The organism is Flavobacterium muglaense (genome assembly GCF_014305155.1).
Lineage (GTDB): Bacteria > Bacteroidota > Bacteroidia > Flavobacteriales > Flavobacteriaceae > Flavobacterium > Flavobacterium muglaense.
This window is the reverse complement of record NZ_JACRUK010000006.1, coordinates 13,138-30,408: the sequence shown is the minus strand read 5'-3', so window position 1 is coordinate 30,408 and position 17,271 is coordinate 13,138. Positions and strand designations below refer to the sequence as shown.

Below are 17,271 nucleotides of genomic sequence, written 5' to 3'. Positions count from 1 at the left end.
AAAAATTTAATTCCCAAAATTGTATCTAATTGTAAAGCCCGAACGAATATTAGTAAGAGGAAATGTTGTTGATATTACCGCCTTTGAAAAAGAATGGTCATAATAGAAAATGGCTGTTAGATTCTTACTTAATGAATAATCTGCCTGTACCTTTAATGACCAAATATTTTGTCCACCAGCCAACTGATTATTATTATAATCTAAATAGCGCACAATAGTTTGGTTGTTTCGATATGAAAAATCGGCCTTTACATTGATATCTCCTTTTATTATTCCGGTAGGATTATCTGCTAGTTTTGATGAAAAAATTACGTCTTTAAAACGATATCCTAGTCCTACTACATATTCGATACCTTTAACTTCTGTCAATAAATTATTATCAAAACTCATAGACAACGCGCGGTCTTTTTTAATCTCTGTTAAAATCTTTAAAGAACTTTTCAATTCAAAGTCCATTTTAATTAACGGATTAAACTGTTCCACCAAGTTGATATTAGCCAAAATTGTTTTGTTATAAAAATTGCCATTATCGTCCACTCCAGTAGGATCACTATCGTAATCAAAATTAGAACGAAATTGATTTATAGTATACGAAGCTCTGTAATTATGCTGCAAGGAAAATCGTTTAAAATTCCTTTTGAACATATCAAATTTCATCAATCCATTGTATTTTACTGCCCAGTTAGGTATTGGAAAACTCCTGAAAATCCCCAACGAAACACCCGAAGCACTGCTTCCAGAATAAGCTGCTAAAAACGCAGGCAATAATACCGCTTGATTATTTTTACCATATCCTAATGGATAACCATCTGCGTCCAAATTAGCTGGGTTTGTAATATCAATACCACGACCTTCGGCTAATCTATTTGCGATCGTTAATCTATTTTCTCTAAAATCATCAAAAGCTGCCGAAGAAACCTCGTTACTTGTTGAAAACGCAGTTTTGATCAAAACCGTGGAGATTGAAAACAATCCATAAGTATACGGAGATCTCGAATTGTAATTTCCGTTTAGTACGTCATACTGCTCTGAGAAATTTTCTAAAAACGAACGATCAGCATTCAAATCAATTTTAAAATCTGGAAACAAATCTAAATTAGCACTTGCCTTTAACATCTTATTTGTAACCTGAGAAAAGTTTTGATTAAAATCTTGATAGTTGGTAAGCCAACCATTTTTTGCTGCTTCATATCGCACATCATCTTGACTACCAAAAATAAAACCTAAAGTAGGCCTTGATGATCCTAGAAAGCCAACGCTAGGTGTATATCCTGGCAAAACAGTACCACTATTCTCTGTGTAATTTAATTGTACATTTTTTATACTCGTTAAAACACCTAGTAATCCATCTACTACTTGATTGTTTTTTGCCGCTGGTTTTGCCGCAGTATTCACAACCTTTTCTCCTGGTTTTGGTGCTGCAGGTTTTGACTTATTAGCGAGTGGATTATCTGTTTTCTTTAAACCCAAATATTTATAAAGCATATCCATATTAAACGTAGCGTTCAAAGTATTAGAACGTGCATTTTGAATGGTATTTCCTAAATTGTAATCGACGCCGCTAATTTCTATAGTCGACAATGCATTAGAAGCGCGTTGCCAGCTATAATCTCCCGTATAGGAGTAATTTGCTTTCACAAAACTAAACAGCGGGATTTTATTAATTGGGATTTCATAGTTCAGTACCAGTTGCTGCATGTGCTGATTAGGAGTCCCTATATTCCAGTAACTATCCCAAATAGTAAAACTGTCTATAGGCTCATTATCCGCGTTCAAGTAATTTTTTACAATATTATTAGACGAAGCTGTATAGGTTAATTTTAAAGATTTAGTAAGATTAAAATTAAATGCATATTGGTAATTGAAAGCAAAATTTCGTCTATACAAAGCATCCAACTCTATCCCTTCAACATCAACTTGACGGAATTGCTGGCGGTTGTATTGTCTCACAATATTTGTATTGAATGAAATATTTGAAGGCAGATAATTAAAATTAAAATCACTTAGCAACTTCCAATAACTGCTTTTTTTCATGAATTTAGTTTTCTTGAATGGCTCAACAGGTTTTGGCTTGAAAGTAAATGCATAATCTACTGCTGTATTTACCTGCTGATCGATGTAGTCTTCAATTTCATAATCATGACGTTCTACTTTGTTGTACGATTGTGAAAAAGTAAAATTCTCCGGATCGTATACATGTGCTTTTTGATCAGGACTTCTTTGTTTTCTAACCCCTATAAAGTTGATACTAGTACGTTTTGTATAATCAATCGCTCTATTAGTAATATTATCTCGCTCAGCAGTATCAGTTGTGTTTTCTAATAATTGCTTCAACTTAATATCCTGATTAAAAGGATCGTATTGTGGCGTAATTGTTTCCTCACCTACAGCATAATTGAACGGTAGATTAATACCCCATTTTGCAGGTAATAATTTCCCTAAATTAAGATTAGTAACAATATTGTATTGTAGAATATCTTCACGACTTCTTTCATTTGGTCCTTGTTCTAATGCACCGAAACCAATTGTACTTTTCTTCCCTGTTGCTGATATGGTTGCAAAATCGGCTAGATTTGTATCAATATTCAATACCGCAGCCATACCACCTTGATTATCCATCTCAGCAAGACGCAATTCATTAAACCAAACTTCCCCTTTGATTCTTTGGCGTGGCTCATTACTTTTTACCCCCACCATTAAGGTACGCACCAAACCGAAATTAGGATTTCCTTTTATTCCTAATCGCAACTTATTAGACTTACCGGCCAAACTAGGGTCTAACTCATCTTCATTTTGATAATAAATTCCGTCCAATGGCAAAGTACTCAAATCAATACTCATTGCTTTAATTTTTAACTGGGTCAATAAGGCCAGTGATAAATCGATATTATTAGCTTCTGGCCATACTTCAAGTGCCGTCAATGCAGAACAATTAGTCCCCGAGCTCGATGTAGGAATAGTTACTTTTAATGGAATTTCTATTTGATAAAAGTTTTGAGTAAAGTCATTTCCAAAACGAATAAAACCTACCATTTTGTCATCACTTAATGCAACTTCACTTACTAGAGATTCAGCATGCAAAAACATTTTCAACTTATTAAATTGACGCATGTCAATGCTCACGTTTTTGAAAACGGCTCTAGAATCCTCGGGCTCAAGACCTGCTCCTGAAACGCGAAGTGATAATGCTTGTTCGTTTTGATTAATAATAGTGTTATTATTAAACAACTGCTCTCTTTGTACATCTGGCGGAATAACATAATTAACCGGACAACGGTCGCTATTTTCCTGGATATTTACTGCCAAAACATCTAGATCTGTTTGATCGTCATCAACATTGGTATCATTAAAATCAAGCGTATTAGTGTAGCGTCTCCATTCTCCTCGTACTAAATCTAAAGCACCAAAACGCACCGTTACTTCTTGATTAAATCCTGTCATGAACATTCTCATGAAACGAATCGATCTAAAATCAGAAATATTTCCTATTGTGTTTTGCGGTTGAGAAACTGGTATCTTAAACTGAATCCATCTTGCATCTGTCACCTCTCCATTGGCCAAAGTAACTTGTGTGTTTTTAATATCGGTAATGTTATTTTGCCCCACAGTCATATTAGGTTGCATATTAATACTGTATTCATAATACGCATTAATCGTGTTCATCGTATTATCTCTATTAATATCCTCTACATCAGGAACTGTCGAAGAACCACGATTAGCATCATTGATATCAACTGTAGAGTTATTTTCTACACCATTATAATTTTTATATCGTTCTTTAACACCACCAGCAGTATTCAAATAAAAAGTATAATCATCGGCAGCTGGATCTGGATCAGCAGCAAAATTAGTATAAATCGCTCCTTCCTTGCCATTAGGCAATCCGTCTAGACCTACATCTTGATTGGCTCGATTACCCGCATCAGTATCAAAAGCATAAATTAATGATTGCGAAGCTGGAACATCCCCCCAAATAGGCCTTGGATTTACTAATATTTGGTCCGGACCTAAACCATTTTCATATTGTTTTCTTCCATCTTTTAACACATCTTCAGATATTTCACCTAAATTGAAATAAATTTTACCCGTATTATCATTTGGAGCTTTACCTGTACCTACATAAGGATCCATGATCCAAAACTGAATATATTCTACATTTCCTTGTTCGAAATTAGTAGAATTGATCGCTCTCATGATTCCTCCAAAATTACTAGAAGGACTCGCTGCATAATTAGGGTTGTTATTATACGGTCCTCTTTCAGAAGGATAGTAACTCAAATCCAAAGTGCTAATCACCTGCGATTGCCCTTGTGCAATATCTGTTAATGGATACAACTCTTCGCTAAAGATTCTTCTGGTAGTGTTTAATGATAAATCATCATTAGAAATACCTGATGGTTTTTGAGTATAAAAAACAGGATCTATCTGATACCATGCTAACTTTGCTCTGTTATAACCATAGCTTAAATCATTTGCGCTAGCGTTAAAATCATAGGTACTCTTAGTATTCCTGTCTGGTGTTGAAGCCAAGCTCCAAGAATAGGCTGATCGCATATCGATTGTTGATTGCGAACCTTCAAAATCATCAACATAAATAGTTGATTCTCCTTGAAATTGATCTGCTTTTGAGGCATCAGGTTTTAAAAACGCCACCTCACCTCTAATCGAAAGATTCGAAGGCACATCCGTATCCATGTTAGGTAACTTATTCACTAAACGAGTAAGAAAAGGAACCTCGGTAGAAAAATTAGTATTGAATCCAAAAATCGTATTATTAACCGACTCTTGACCAAAACTAGATTTTTGTGTAAAAGGTCTTTCACTCATTTTTAAATAAGTACCCCCTACCACAAATTTATCCGAAATTTTATGCTCTACATTCACCCCCATAAACCTTCTAGTTTGTTGACCAAAAATAGAATTATTTTCTAGCGAGACGTTAATAGGTGTATTTGAAGCCTGTAAGGAAGCATCCAATATTTGTACTCGTCCTAATTGATAATTGACACTATAATCAATACCTTCAACTAGTTTACGCCCACCTGCTGTCACAACAACAGAACCTTGCGGAATATTAAAACCCCCAATTGGAATCCCGTCTCCTCCTGATGATTTATACTTACCTCTCAACATGAACTTGTTCTTGTCACTGTCCTGCAAAGCGCCCGATTGTGTGTTACGATACATACTACGAAACACATATTTGGACTGATTGGCATTATAAGTAGATACATTGTTATAATCCTCACCAGCTCCTGTATTAGAAAGCTTAGAAAACAACAGCTCCCCAAAAGGCTCTTTGGTCGTAAAAATGATTCTTCCGTTTTGCGAATCAATAGTTAAGCCTGACATGAAATCAAAGAAACCATCACCACCTGTTTGCGGGTCATTATTGTAATTTAATTTATCTAAATTAAATACTTTTAACAAAGGTGTCTCGGCTACAGCATTATCTGCAGTAGCATTAGCAGGAAATGGACTTCCAGCAACCTCCGTAATATAATTCAATGGCGAAGGATCTGTATAGAGAATATTAAATCTAAAGTCTTCTTGTTTTACTTGATATGCTCCTTGGATTTGGTAGATGTTCTTCATCATCAAATTCCACACTGGATTTTTAACATTCGTTAAATTACTCTTTAACATTTTTAAAATCAAACTTTGCGTAATCACCGCTTGATTTGATGTACTCGTCCCTGTTACAACTGTTGCATCAACACCGTCATTACCAAATTCCCCTACCTGATAAACCTTATCTCCGATAGTATATTGATAGGCTACTGCCAAAACCTCATCATTAGCTAGCCTTTGTTGCAAGGAGATATAACCCAATTGCGCATTAAAAGTATATTCGTTCGCATTTAACTTTCGAGCATTTTCTAATTTCGAATAATCTTGACCTTCACTAACGGTAACATTAAATCCTGAACTTGAAGTTACAATTTCTCGAATATTACTATTCAACAAACCGCTACCATTTTTAATTTGAGCAGGGTCGTAATTGTTGTTCGAATTATCTGATGGTGCATCAATGCCATTATTGAAAATACCAGTAGACGGATCGAGTACAACGACTTCATTATCTGCCAATCCTGATAATTGACCCTCACCTAAATCCTGAATAGCAATAATGTTTCTTAAATTATTTGAAGTTGTATTCACACGCGTTTGCTTGTTTGTAACCCAAATTTCTAATCTTGAAATCTGAACTCTACTATCAATAAAAGGATAGTTTTTTAAAGCTTGGTCGTATTTATTTCTAAAATATTGCGATAAGAAAAAGTGTCTGTCATTATCATAATCTAAAGCAAACATTTCGAAATCCTGTATCACTCCTCCACCCTGAGCTACCACGCTTTTAGTTTGCGATTTTTGCTCAGAAAAAACTCCCGTAACTGTAGTTTTACCAAATTGCAATTGTGCTTTTACACCAAATAAACTTTGAGCACCTCTAATCAAGGAGCTGTTTAACGGCATACTTACATTTCCAACTTCAATTTTTTGGATGATATCATCCTCTGATGGTGTGTATTCTAACTTGATTAAATTTTGAAAAGCAAATGTAGATTGGGTATCATAATTTGCATTTACGTTCAGTCTCGTACCCACTTTTCCTAATAAGCTCATGCTTATTCTTTGATTAAAGTCAAAAGCTAAATTTGACCTATTGCGTTGTGAAAAGGAAGGGTTGTCTTGTTTTGTATAACGTGCACCTAGATCCATCTCTACAGACCCTGTAGGCTTCACATCGATGGTATTACTTCCAAATATGGATTCAAAAAGTCCTGAATTGATATGATATTGGGGCAATAAATCCTTTTGAGCAGCCTCACTACCTTCTTTTTTTCCATCAATCGCATCCGATTTTTGTTTGAAATAATCTCGCATAGATTCTTTCAATACTAATTTTTCGTACTCTTTTGGGGTTAAAATAATGGGGTAATTAATCGAAAACCCATCTACAGAATTGCTATAAACATAGCGGTCCGTTTTAGGGTCATAAGTATAAGCTGAAAGAATACTTTGTGGGTTTTTTATTTGAAGCTTCCCTAAAGAAACCCCTTTGTTTATCGTATCTTCAACCTCTTCTTTTACCTGAGCTCGAGAGACGAAACCACAAAACATTACCATCAAAAAAAAACAAATTTTACGCATACAATTCGTGTTTTCGAACTTTTTACAAGCTTTTTAAAGCTTTTTTAATAATCGATTCAACAGAAGCATCTGGATCCTCTTTAACAATTTTTTCTATAATTTTTTCAGAAGATTTTCGTACAAAACCTAATACCTCTAAAGCAGATAACGCTTCATCTCGGTTTGTATTGCTTTGTGTCATAGAAACTTCATCAAGGTCGTACAACTTTAGCATTTTTTCTTTCAAATCAAGAATCACTCGTTGTGCCGTTTTACTACCAATCCCTTTTATAGATTGAATAGTAACTACATCCGATGATCCTATTGCATTAATAATTTGTTTGGGCTCTAATGATGAAAGCATTGTTCTAGCAATACTAGCTCCAATTCCTGAAACAGATAATAACATCTTAAAGATCTCACGCTCTGATTTTTCGACAAAACCAAATAAAGTATGCGCATCTTCCTTAATTTGCAGATGGGTAAAAAGCTTTATAAAATCTGTCGCAGGCAATAATGAATAAGTATGTAACGAAATATGTACTTCGTAGCCTACTCCTCCACAATCAATCACTACCTGTGTTGGTGTTTTTTCCACCAGTTTACCTTGTAAATGTCCTATCATTTAAATCCTAAATTAATACTTAAAAAAAAGCTTACCATAACCTAATGTCATGGTAAGCAATATAGTACTTTATTTGTTTGTTTTTGTTTTTTGTTTTTCCTGTGCATCAATAACCGCAATGGCAGCCATATTAACCATTTCTTCTACGCTTGCTCCCAATTGAAAAATATGAACTGGCTTACCTAAACCTAACATGATAGGCCCAATAGAATCCACTTTATTCAATTCTTTCAATAATTTATAAGTAATATTAGCCGAATCTAAATTTGGGAAAATCAATGTATTGACTTTTTTTCCTGCTAACTTAGAGAATGGAAACTTCTCCTTTAACATTTCTGGATTCAAAGCAAAATCAGCCTGTACTTCTCCATCAATGATCATATCAGGATAGTTTTGGTGCAAATAAGTTACTGCCTCTCTCACTTTTGCAGCATCTGGGTTATTTGACGAACCAAAATTCGAAAAAGAAACCATTGCCATTACTGGCTCAACACCAAACATTCTTGCCGTTTTAGCCGTCATGATAGCAATCTTAGCTAAATCATCTGCAGATGGATTAATATTAATTGCTGTATCTGATAAAAACATAGGCCCACGAGATGTCATCATCATGTTTGTAGTAGCTACAATCGAAGCTCCTGGCGCTTTGTCAATAAGCTGCAACATCGGTTTTAGAATAGACGAATAACTTCTTGAATGTCCCGAAACTAATCCATCGGCATCACCTTCATTCACCATCATGGCTGCAAAAAAGTTTCTTTCGCGCATTAATTTTTGAGCATCCAAAAGAGAAACACCTCTTCTTTTTCTTGTTTCCCAATATTTATTGGCAAATCTATTTCTTCTATCGTTTTCTTCGTTGATTTTAGGATCAATTATCTCCACATCAGCGTCAAATCCAAGTTCTTCTTTTAACTCTAAGATGATTTCTTTATTCCCTAATAAAACCGGAATCCCTATTCCTTCTTCCAAAACGATTTGAGCTGCTTTCAGTACATCTAAGTGATCCGCTTCTGCAAAAACAATTCTCTTTGGGTTCATTTTAGCTCTATTGGTAATCAATCGAACCATTTTATTATCATTCCCCAAACGGTCTAAAAGTTCCTCTTCGTAACGATGCCAATCAGTGATAGGGTTCAATGCTACACCAGATTCCATCGCTGCCTTGGCAACAGCAGGTGCAACCACTGTTATTAATCTTGGATCAAATGGTTTTGGAATAATATATTCACGACCAAAATTCAGCTTTGTCTCTCCATAAGCAATATTTACTTGTTCAGGAACTGACTCTTTCGCCAATGAAGCCAACGCTCTAACCGCAGCCATCTTCATCGCTTCATTGATCTTGGTTGCACGAACGTCAAGAGCTCCTCTAAAAATATATGGAAAACCTAGTACATTATTTACTTGATTAGGATGATCAGATCTTCCTGTTGCCATGATTATGTCATCTCTTGTAGCTATCGCTAAATTGTACTCGATTTCAGGATCTGGATTTGCCATTGCAAATACAATGGGATCATTGGCCATACCAAGAAGCATTTCTGGAGTAAGCACATTCCCCGCCGAAAGTCCTAAAAACACATCCGCACCTTTTAGTGCTTCTTTTAGTACAGTTCCTGCAGCTCCATTTGCATATTTTTGTTGTAATAATGATAAATCAGTTCTGTCTTTTGAAAGAACACCATCTTTATCAAACATTATTATATTTTCACGGTTAACTCCAAGTAAAACATATAAATTAGCACAAGCCAATGCCGCCGAACCAGCACCTGATACTACGACTTTTACCTTCTCCACTTCTTTTCCTGCAAGTTCTAGAGCGTTTAAAAGTGCTGCCGATGAAATAATGGCTGTACCATGTTGATCGTCATGCATGACCGGTATATTCAACTCTTCTACTAAACGTCTTTCTATTTCAAAAGATTCTGGCGCTTTGATATCTTCTAAGTTTATCCCTCCAAAAGTAGGAGCAATAGCCTTTACCGTTTCGATAAATTTATCAATATCCTTAGCGTCTACCTCTATATCGAAAACATCAATATCAGCAAAAATCTTAAACAACAAGGCTTTCCCTTCCATAACTGGTTTAGAAGCCTCTGGACCAATATCTCCAAGACCTAAAACTGCTGTTCCGTTAGTAATTACTGCTACTAAATTTCCTTTGGCAGTATATTTATATACATTATCAATATCTTTTGCAATTTCTAAACATGGTTCAGCCACACCAGGTGAATAAGCCAAAGACAAATCTCTTTGTGTAGCATATTTTTTAGTAGGAACTACTTGGATTTTCCCAGGTGTAGGTTTCGCGTGGTATAATAATGCCTCTCTTCTTTTACTGTTTTTGTTCATTTTTTTGAGAATTTATTCTAACTGACAAAGATACAAGACTTATGGTAAAAAGCAGTCTTTTCTATTATTCTTTTATAAAAAACCAACTAAAATTGTAGGCAAAAAAATAGCTGCAGTAGAGCTGCAGCTATTTTTTTATAGTCATAATGGTTATTTACAAGTTTGTACCACTTATATAAGAATCTAAATGTTGTATTGTTTCTTTTTGAACCTCAATGATTGACTTTACCACATCACCAATTGAGATCACACCTAAAACCGTAGTATTTTCAACTACTGGCAAGTGCCTCACTCTTCTTGTACTCATGATTTCCATGCAGTAATCTAAATTATCTGTTGGCTTTACCGTTATCACATTCGGCTCCATAATCTCATGGACAAATGTATCTTTCGAAGCTTTATTTTTCAACACAATTTTTCGAGCATAGTCTCTTTCAGATAAAATACCTTTTAATAAATTATCTTCAATAACGAGAACTGCACCTACGTTTCGCTCTCCCATTACCTTCAACGCTTCATAAACCGTTATTGAAGAAACTATAGAATGAACATCCGTACCTTTTTTGCTTAATATTTGATTTACAGTCATATTGAAAATATTTAATTGACTATAAAGTTAAAAAAAATTAAATACAAACCACCAATTTAATAAAATTATTAGTCTTTAAATAAATCTTCTGGCAGTGTTAACTTGTTTAATTCTTCTTTTAAATATGGATTTAAAATTTGCAGTCCGTATTGATAAGAAGCATTTACCCACCCAAAACCTTCTTTGGAAATATAGTCAAACTCAGTCCCTACATTGCCGTATTCAGCAAAAACTTTATGTGAACTAGATTCCAAATCAAATTTCTCTGGAATTGTACCATTGTACTCCACAGCATTTTTTGTTATCAACCACAACCATCGGTACACCATTTCTTGTGCTTTATCAAAAAACTTATAATTAAGTAATCCTTCCCACAGCAACATTTGATGCGGAGCCCATCCAAACGGATAATCCCATTGTCTTTGCGGCGCATCTATAGGAAAGTTCAAGGTACTTGCTTGTGTGCTTCCCGTAATTCCTCCCATTTTTACAAACTGCGGCAAAGCCACTTCTACCAACTGTTTAGCTTGTTGCTCACTACATAAGCCTGCCCATAATGGAAAGAAAGTAGTAGCCGCTTCAAATGGAAATTGTTTACCATTAATGAAGTCGTAATCAAAGTACATGCTCAATTTCTCATTCCAGCAGAGGGTATCCATTCTATTTTTTCTTGCCACTGCCTTCGCTTCCCAATCCTGAGACGTATATATTAAATCTCCAATTTGAATCGATGCATTAAAGAAGTTTTCGATAATGTACGCAATGTCTTTTTCATACTTATAAAGAAAACTGTTAACATCAACCGAATTTAGATTCGCACAGGTATCAATTAACCTATTTGTAGTGTCGTGACCACTCTCACGCAAACTTCTATCATGCACAAAATAAACATCAAGCTCAGCATCGACAATAGTTCTATTTAAATATTGTTGTTCAAATTCTCGAATAGGCAAATTATACTTTAGTGCATAAGGCGCTAAAACATCATCAAAATGTCCCGGCTCAACCTCAAATGGCATTCCTACCCCTCCAGACTTATACCTGTTTAATCCTGTTGCGGTCAAGCGACCTCCTTGAACCATCCAAACGGTGTTGTATTCAAGAATAACCGTTTCTAAATGCCCTCTTAACCAGCCCAAATCTGGAATTTTATTTTTTACAATATCAACTAATAAAGAGGAATACAATGGTGGTTGTGTTCGAGTTAAATAATAACTTCTATTAGCATTTAATATTTTTCCGTAGTGAATAATTTGATACTTAAAATTATCTGCTATCGCCATGGCTTTATCTAGCTGTTTGTCAATAAGCAATCCTACACCAATAAAATAACTATCCCAACCATACATTTCATTAAAACGCCCACCAGGAACTACAAACGGAACACCTTGCAAGCTATACAACTTTTGTTCCAATCCCAAAGCTAGGATACCTGGTTTTGTATTCAAAGTAGCCACATAATCTTCTGTGTAGCCTTCAGGTAAAACACTAACTTTAAAATTTTTAAGCTCTTTTTCTAAATCTTGAAAATATTTAACGCCTTGTTTGTCTTTGGCCGAAACGTACAGAGTAGGAATTTCATTAGTCGTTTTCTCGTCTTGTAAAATTTGTAACAACCCTTTCTTGTCAATCGTCCTCGTGAGTTCATTCCAGTAATCCTCTCTAATTTTTCTCGAAATTCTATCCACCGGCTCTTCTTGTATCCTCGATAAATCAACCTCAGCCAATTCCATTTTCTTTTCTTTCAGAACCGCTAACTCTTGTAATAAATTAGCCAAATGATACGTTCCTTCAATCACTTTCTCTGCCTTTGTTGTTTCGTCAACTAGTACAAATCGCTTAGGTCCATTATCATCCTTGGTTATCTTTTTATCATTATCAGTGTCTTCTTGAAGCAAGAGGTCACGAAACACTTTATCTATATGGAGTAAAAATTTCATTTTAAACTGTACTTTAAATTATTAATGACCACTGTTTTTTACCTCTAAAACTGCTGTACTATTGCCTGTTAACTTTTTTAATATAAAAAAAGAAATAAGCAACATTGCCATTGGAATCAAAGTATAATAAAAGGCATTTTCAGGCCCTTCGTTTTTAAACAAATAACCTATTACTCTAGATCCCAAAGTCCCACCTAGCGCAGAAAAGACAACAATTAATCCAGTCATTGAACTGTGTAGTTTTTTGGGCAAAGCACTTAAAACAACCGAGTTTAAAAGCGGATAAATAGGTGCAATAAACAAACCTACTAATGGAAATGCGAATCCTATTAATGGAATATCACTAAGCGTATTTATTTCCTTTACCTCTAAGCCTACCGTTCTTGGCAAAACAAAAATAACGATCAGCATGGCCATGATGATGCAAAAAGTAAGCACCCAAATCCAATTGATTTTTTTAGTTATTACTCCGGCAAGCAATCGCCCTACCGCTAATGTTATTGCCAAAATACTCGCCATCATTATACTAACATTTTCGGGCAAGTGCAACACTTTGTCATTGAATGTAGGCAACCATGTCATAATACCTTGTTCAATCATCACAAATAAAAAGGCACTGATTACAAAAACAATAGTCAGCAGCTTTGCAAATAGTTTGAACATTTGAGCAAAATCATCCATCAAATCAACACCGGGAATATCAGTTTGATTTTCGAATTTAGCAAAGAATAAAAAACCAAATGACAACAACGAAATTGCAGCTAACAGCCAATACACATTTAACCACGCATCTGGATTCGTTTCTGAATTAAACGCTGGAAACAAGAAATACGCTAATGCAATACCAATCATAAAAACACCTTCGATACTACTCATCAAGCTATTGTGCTCTTTTTGATTTTCAGTCACCGTTCCAATGAGTGAGTAAACCGACACTTTTATCAAAGCAAATGAAACTCCTACAGTTGCAAAAAGAATCTTTGCCGCTTCAAATGAATTACCAAAATACATGGCAATACAAGCCACCGTAACCAATGCCAAACCAATGAGCATAGCCTTTTTATACCCTAACCGCGGTAAAAATGAAGCAATCAAAAACGAAACAATTGCAATAGGCAAATCTTTAAACGCTTCTAGAATACTAGCTTGCAGTTCATCTACTCCGTAATTATTCTGGGCTTTCAATATCACTATTCCTACACTATTCAACAGAATAGCGAAGACAAAATAGTTTAAATACATAGCCAACTTGATGGTGCTTTTTTTCATAAAAATTTATTCTTTATTAAACTACTCGTTTGTGTTTAAGTAGTCTGCAATATTAATGTCTTCGGGCAACCTGCCTACATTACGTAATTTTAAAACGGCTAGCTTTTGGGCTATTGAAATCGTTTCTTCAAAGTTTTTATTCTTTAATCTTGCATATAAAAAGCCCGTCCAAAAAGCATCTCCTGCACCAGTTGCATCTTTTATATCATTAATTTGCTGTGCTTTTTGATAAAACATACCAAAATTTTTATCAGACAAAACCACTCCGTCTTTCCCTTTAGTCAAGCAAATCGTTGATGCGCCTAAACCATGAAAATATTCAAAAATATAATCCTCCGTTTTCGACTCCGCAAAAAGGCGGTAACAATCATCTTCACTTAGTTTCACTAACGGATTCGTTGATAAATATTCTTTCAAAACTGCTTTAGCCTCTTCTCGGTCTGGCCAAATACGTTCGGAAAAATTGATATCAATACTTGTTTGCAATCCTAATGCTTGCGCTTTCTTGGCACTATCTAAAATGGTTTGTCTTGCTGGGTTTTTGCTTAAAGCGAAACAAGTGGTATGAAAGATTTTGGCAGTAGACAATAAATCTTCTGGAATCTGACTTGGATGAATTTGATAATCTGCTTCACGATACGGTATAAAATCCGGCGTTCCAGTAGATTTAGAAACAAAGATTACCGAAGTAGGTTCAATATCTGATTTTCTAATTTGGGTAGTAACCACATTGTTTGCATTTAATTTACGCACAATATATTCACCCAAACCATCTTGCCCGCAGGTCGCTACTAAGACCGAGTTTAGTCCGAGTCTTGCCGCATTGACAGCCACATTCGTTGGTGACCCACCCAAAAATCGATGATAGTCTTTTGTTCTATTTATAGAAGTATTGATTTCGTGTCCAATAAAATCAATAAGCACCTCTCCTGCACAGATTATATCTATTTTCTTTTCCAATTTAAATCTCAATTTTAAAATTTATATTTCGGTTAATGCTACTTTTTTCGTTTTTATAAATAAGGTACAGATCGCACCAATAAACAACAATACACCTGCAAAAGTGATCGCTAAACGAGGGTCATTGTTTAAAAAATGTTTCAAAATAAATCCAAATGACAAGTTTTGAATAATCATTGGTATCACAATCATCATATTAATAATTCCCATGTACACTCCATAACGTTCTTTTGGGATATTGGAAACAACCATTAAATATGGTATTCCCATCATACTGGCCCAAGCAATTCCGTACCCTATAATTACTGCAAAAAACAAGTACTGGTTTTGTAGTATCGGAAAAAATAGGAAAGAGATCGCTCCAAGCAAAAGGCAGACAAAGTGCACTGTTTTGGCACTGTGTTTTTTGGCTAATTTAGCCAAATAGAAAGCGATCGAAAATGTTACAATGAATCCAAAGGCACCGACCAATCCGTTCCAGCGTACGGCTTCACCATATCCAATTTTATCCGACGGAGTAGTATTCCAAACCGACAATGCGATACTCTTGGAATTATTTTGCCAGTAACACATCATAGCGTACCATTGAAACAAGTACACTAAAAACAGCTGCCACATGACGGCTGGCATTTCTAAAACTGCCTTGTAAATATCTACAAAAGGGGACAGTAAATTTAAAGGATTCGCTTTTATATAAGCTATCTCTTCGTCTGATGGTGGGACTTCTGGAGTTTTTTTCATACTCCACCAAATGGAAGTAATCGACAGAACGGCGCCAATAAAAAAGGAGGCATACATCCAATTGGGCAATTCTCCGGTATAACCAACAATTATTAATGGAAAAATCCCAATGGAAATATATGCTAAAAACTGACCGAAACCAGTAAAAAAACTTTGCGCTTGAAAACCTATCGGTTGTTGCTCTTCATCAAGTGTATCAGCAATAAATGCGCGATAAGGCTCCATAGCAGTATTGTTACCAACATCTAAAATCCACAATAAGCCCGCAGCCATCCACAAGGAACTACTAAACGGAAACAAAAATAAAGCGATACTACAAACCAAAGCACCTATAAAAAAATAAGGCTTACGTCTACCCCATCTTGGATGCCAAGTTTTATCACTCATTGCCCCTATTATGGGCTGAATTAATAATCCCGTCAACGGTCCCGCTAAATTTAGAATAGGGATTTCATCTGGACTTGCATGCAAGAAATCATAAATAGGATTAACGGCGCTTTGTTGCAATCCAAAACTATATTGAATTCCAAAAAAACCAACATTCATATTAATTATCTGCCAAAAACTAAGCTTTAATTTCATGTTTCGTTTTTATAAATTAATTATTTCGTAAATTTTTTAGATATTTTATATAAAACTAATTTTAAAAATAACAATTTATTGCATTATAAAAACAAAAACGTTTTCGGAAGTACCGAAAACGTTTTCGAATTCATAATAAAATCTAAATTTACAGCTCTAAACTATTGCTCGAACGGAATTACAATTTTAGTTTCCCAACTTAGCTCATCTCCTCCATTAAAAGGATTGGCAAGAAAATGTTCTAACGGTTTATTACTTAATTTATAGTTGTGTTTTGTCGCATAATCTAACAACGCAAACCAAGCACGATCTGAAGTTCTAAAATTACCATAATACGTTGCTGCAAGTCCTTTTTGAGCCTTAATTGTTTTAAATTTCACAATACCATTGTTAATCATTTTAACGTTGCTATCAATAGGAAAGCAATAATTAAAATTTAATCTTTCTTTGTCTAGATTCCAGTTCTCGACTTCAACATAGGGCCTACCTATAATTTTTATTTTATTTTGTTCTAGAAAACCTGTGATAGCCCCGTCATTCATAATCATAGTCTGCGCTTTTTCTTGTAAAACCGATTCTAAACTGATGTAAGCAACAAACGTTTCTTCAGACTGACCTAGTCCGTCTATTTTTACTTTAAAATTCTCCAAATGCTTGTTTAACCCATTTCTAAAAGCGGTGATTTTCTTAATTTGAGATTCTTTAAAATCTGTATTAAAAAAAGGCGCTGTTAAACGATTGTAAATACTGTGATCTCCATCTTTTATACTTACCTCAACTGTTGTAATAGAATCATTAACAGCAACGATATCCCAACTGTACTCCATCGTTGTTTTATCCATTGTCATCTCTTGTTTGATAAAACTAAAATCTTTCTTTTCAATTAAAACATATTTTTCATGGTCTGTCGTTAATCGTGCTGTAGACCATTCTTGAATACCTTGAAAAACAGTTCCTGTAGCTGTTTTTACTTTAAACGAGATGCAATAATCACTTTTTTTAATAAAAAGATACCAAATCATGAAAAGTGAAAAAGCAACACTCAAAACCAATAATAAAACCTTCTTTGCACTCAT

The 17,271-nt window shown here is 34.9% G+C and carries 9 protein-coding genes; all 9 read right to left on the bottom strand.

Annotated elements, in window-relative coordinates:
• Nucleotides 1-6: 6 nt before the first annotated feature.
• Nucleotides 7-7,155 carry a T9SS outer membrane translocon Sov/SprA gene (gene sov / locus H8R24_RS04320; RefSeq protein WP_187017333.1) on the bottom strand — a complete coding sequence of 2,383 codons (7,149 nt, stop codon included), beginning with the start codon at nt 7,153-7,155 and terminating at the stop codon, nt 7-9.
• Between the two features lie 22 nt (nt 7,156-7,177).
• Nucleotides 7,178-7,759 (bottom strand): Holliday junction branch migration protein RuvA, encoded by a 582-nt coding sequence (gene ruvA / locus H8R24_RS04315; RefSeq protein WP_187017332.1) that lies wholly within the window; start codon nt 7,757-7,759, stop codon nt 7,178-7,180.
• A gap of 69 nt (nt 7,760-7,828) precedes the next feature.
• On the bottom strand, nt 7,829-10,114 hold the full coding sequence (locus H8R24_RS04310) for an NADP-dependent malic enzyme (RefSeq protein ID WP_187017331.1): 2,286 nt from the start codon (nt 10,112-10,114) through the stop codon (nt 7,829-7,831).
• 154 nt (nt 10,115-10,268) lie between these two features.
• Nucleotides 10,269-10,703, bottom strand: coding sequence for a CBS domain-containing protein (locus H8R24_RS04305; RefSeq protein WP_187017330.1), 435 nt, complete (start codon nt 10,701-10,703; stop codon nt 10,269-10,271).
• A 68-nt stretch (nt 10,704-10,771) separates the two neighbouring features.
• A complete protein-coding gene (locus H8R24_RS04300) occupies nt 10,772-12,643 on the bottom strand; it encodes a trehalase family glycosidase (RefSeq protein ID WP_187017329.1) in 1,872 nt (623 codons plus the stop codon).
• 21 nt (nt 12,644-12,664) lie between these two features.
• Nucleotides 12,665-13,912, bottom strand: coding sequence for an MFS transporter (locus tag H8R24_RS04295; protein ID WP_187017328.1), 1,248 nt, complete (start codon nt 13,910-13,912; stop codon nt 12,665-12,667).
• Between the two features lie 21 nt (nt 13,913-13,933).
• Entirely contained in the window at nt 13,934-14,872 is a 939-nt protein-coding gene (locus H8R24_RS04290; protein ID WP_187017327.1) for a carbohydrate kinase family protein, read from the bottom strand.
• 21 nt (nt 14,873-14,893) lie between these two features.
• Nucleotides 14,894-16,195: an MFS transporter gene (locus H8R24_RS04285; protein ID WP_187017326.1), complete on the bottom strand. Its 1,302-nt coding sequence runs from the start codon at nt 16,193-16,195 to the stop codon at nt 14,894-14,896.
• Between the two features lie 161 nt (nt 16,196-16,356).
• Complete coding sequence (locus tag H8R24_RS04280) at nt 16,357-17,271, bottom strand: hypothetical protein (RefSeq protein ID WP_187017325.1); 915 nt, start codon at nt 17,269-17,271, stop codon at nt 16,357-16,359.

What these genes read in the sequence shown, in the direction of transcription:
- H8R24_RS04280 (WP_187017325.1), bottom strand. Translation starts at nt 17,271, where the DNA reads ATGAGTGCAAAGAAGGTTTTATTATTGGTTTTGAGTGTTGCTTTTTCA.
- H8R24_RS04285 (WP_187017326.1), bottom strand. Translation starts at nt 16,195, where the DNA reads ATGAAATTAAAGCTTAGTTTTTGGCAGATAATTAATATGAATGTTGGT.
- H8R24_RS04305 (WP_187017330.1), bottom strand. Translation starts at nt 10,703, where the DNA reads ATGACTGTAAATCAAATATTAAGCAAAAAAGGTACGGATGTTCATTCT.
- H8R24_RS04300 (WP_187017329.1), bottom strand. Translation starts at nt 12,643, where the DNA reads ATGAAATTTTTACTCCATATAGATAAAGTGTTTCGTGACCTCTTGCTT.
- H8R24_RS04310 (WP_187017331.1), bottom strand. Translation starts at nt 10,114, where the DNA reads ATGAACAAAAACAGTAAAAGAAGAGAGGCATTATTATACCACGCGAAA.
- sov (WP_187017333.1), bottom strand. Translation starts at nt 7,155, where the DNA reads ATGCGTAAAATTTGTTTTTTTTTGATGGTAATGTTTTGTGGTTTCGTC.
- H8R24_RS04295 (WP_187017328.1), bottom strand. Translation starts at nt 13,912, where the DNA reads ATGAAAAAAAGCACCATCAAGTTGGCTATGTATTTAAACTATTTTGTC.
- ruvA (WP_187017332.1), bottom strand. Translation starts at nt 7,759, where the DNA reads ATGATAGGACATTTACAAGGTAAACTGGTGGAAAAAACACCAACACAG.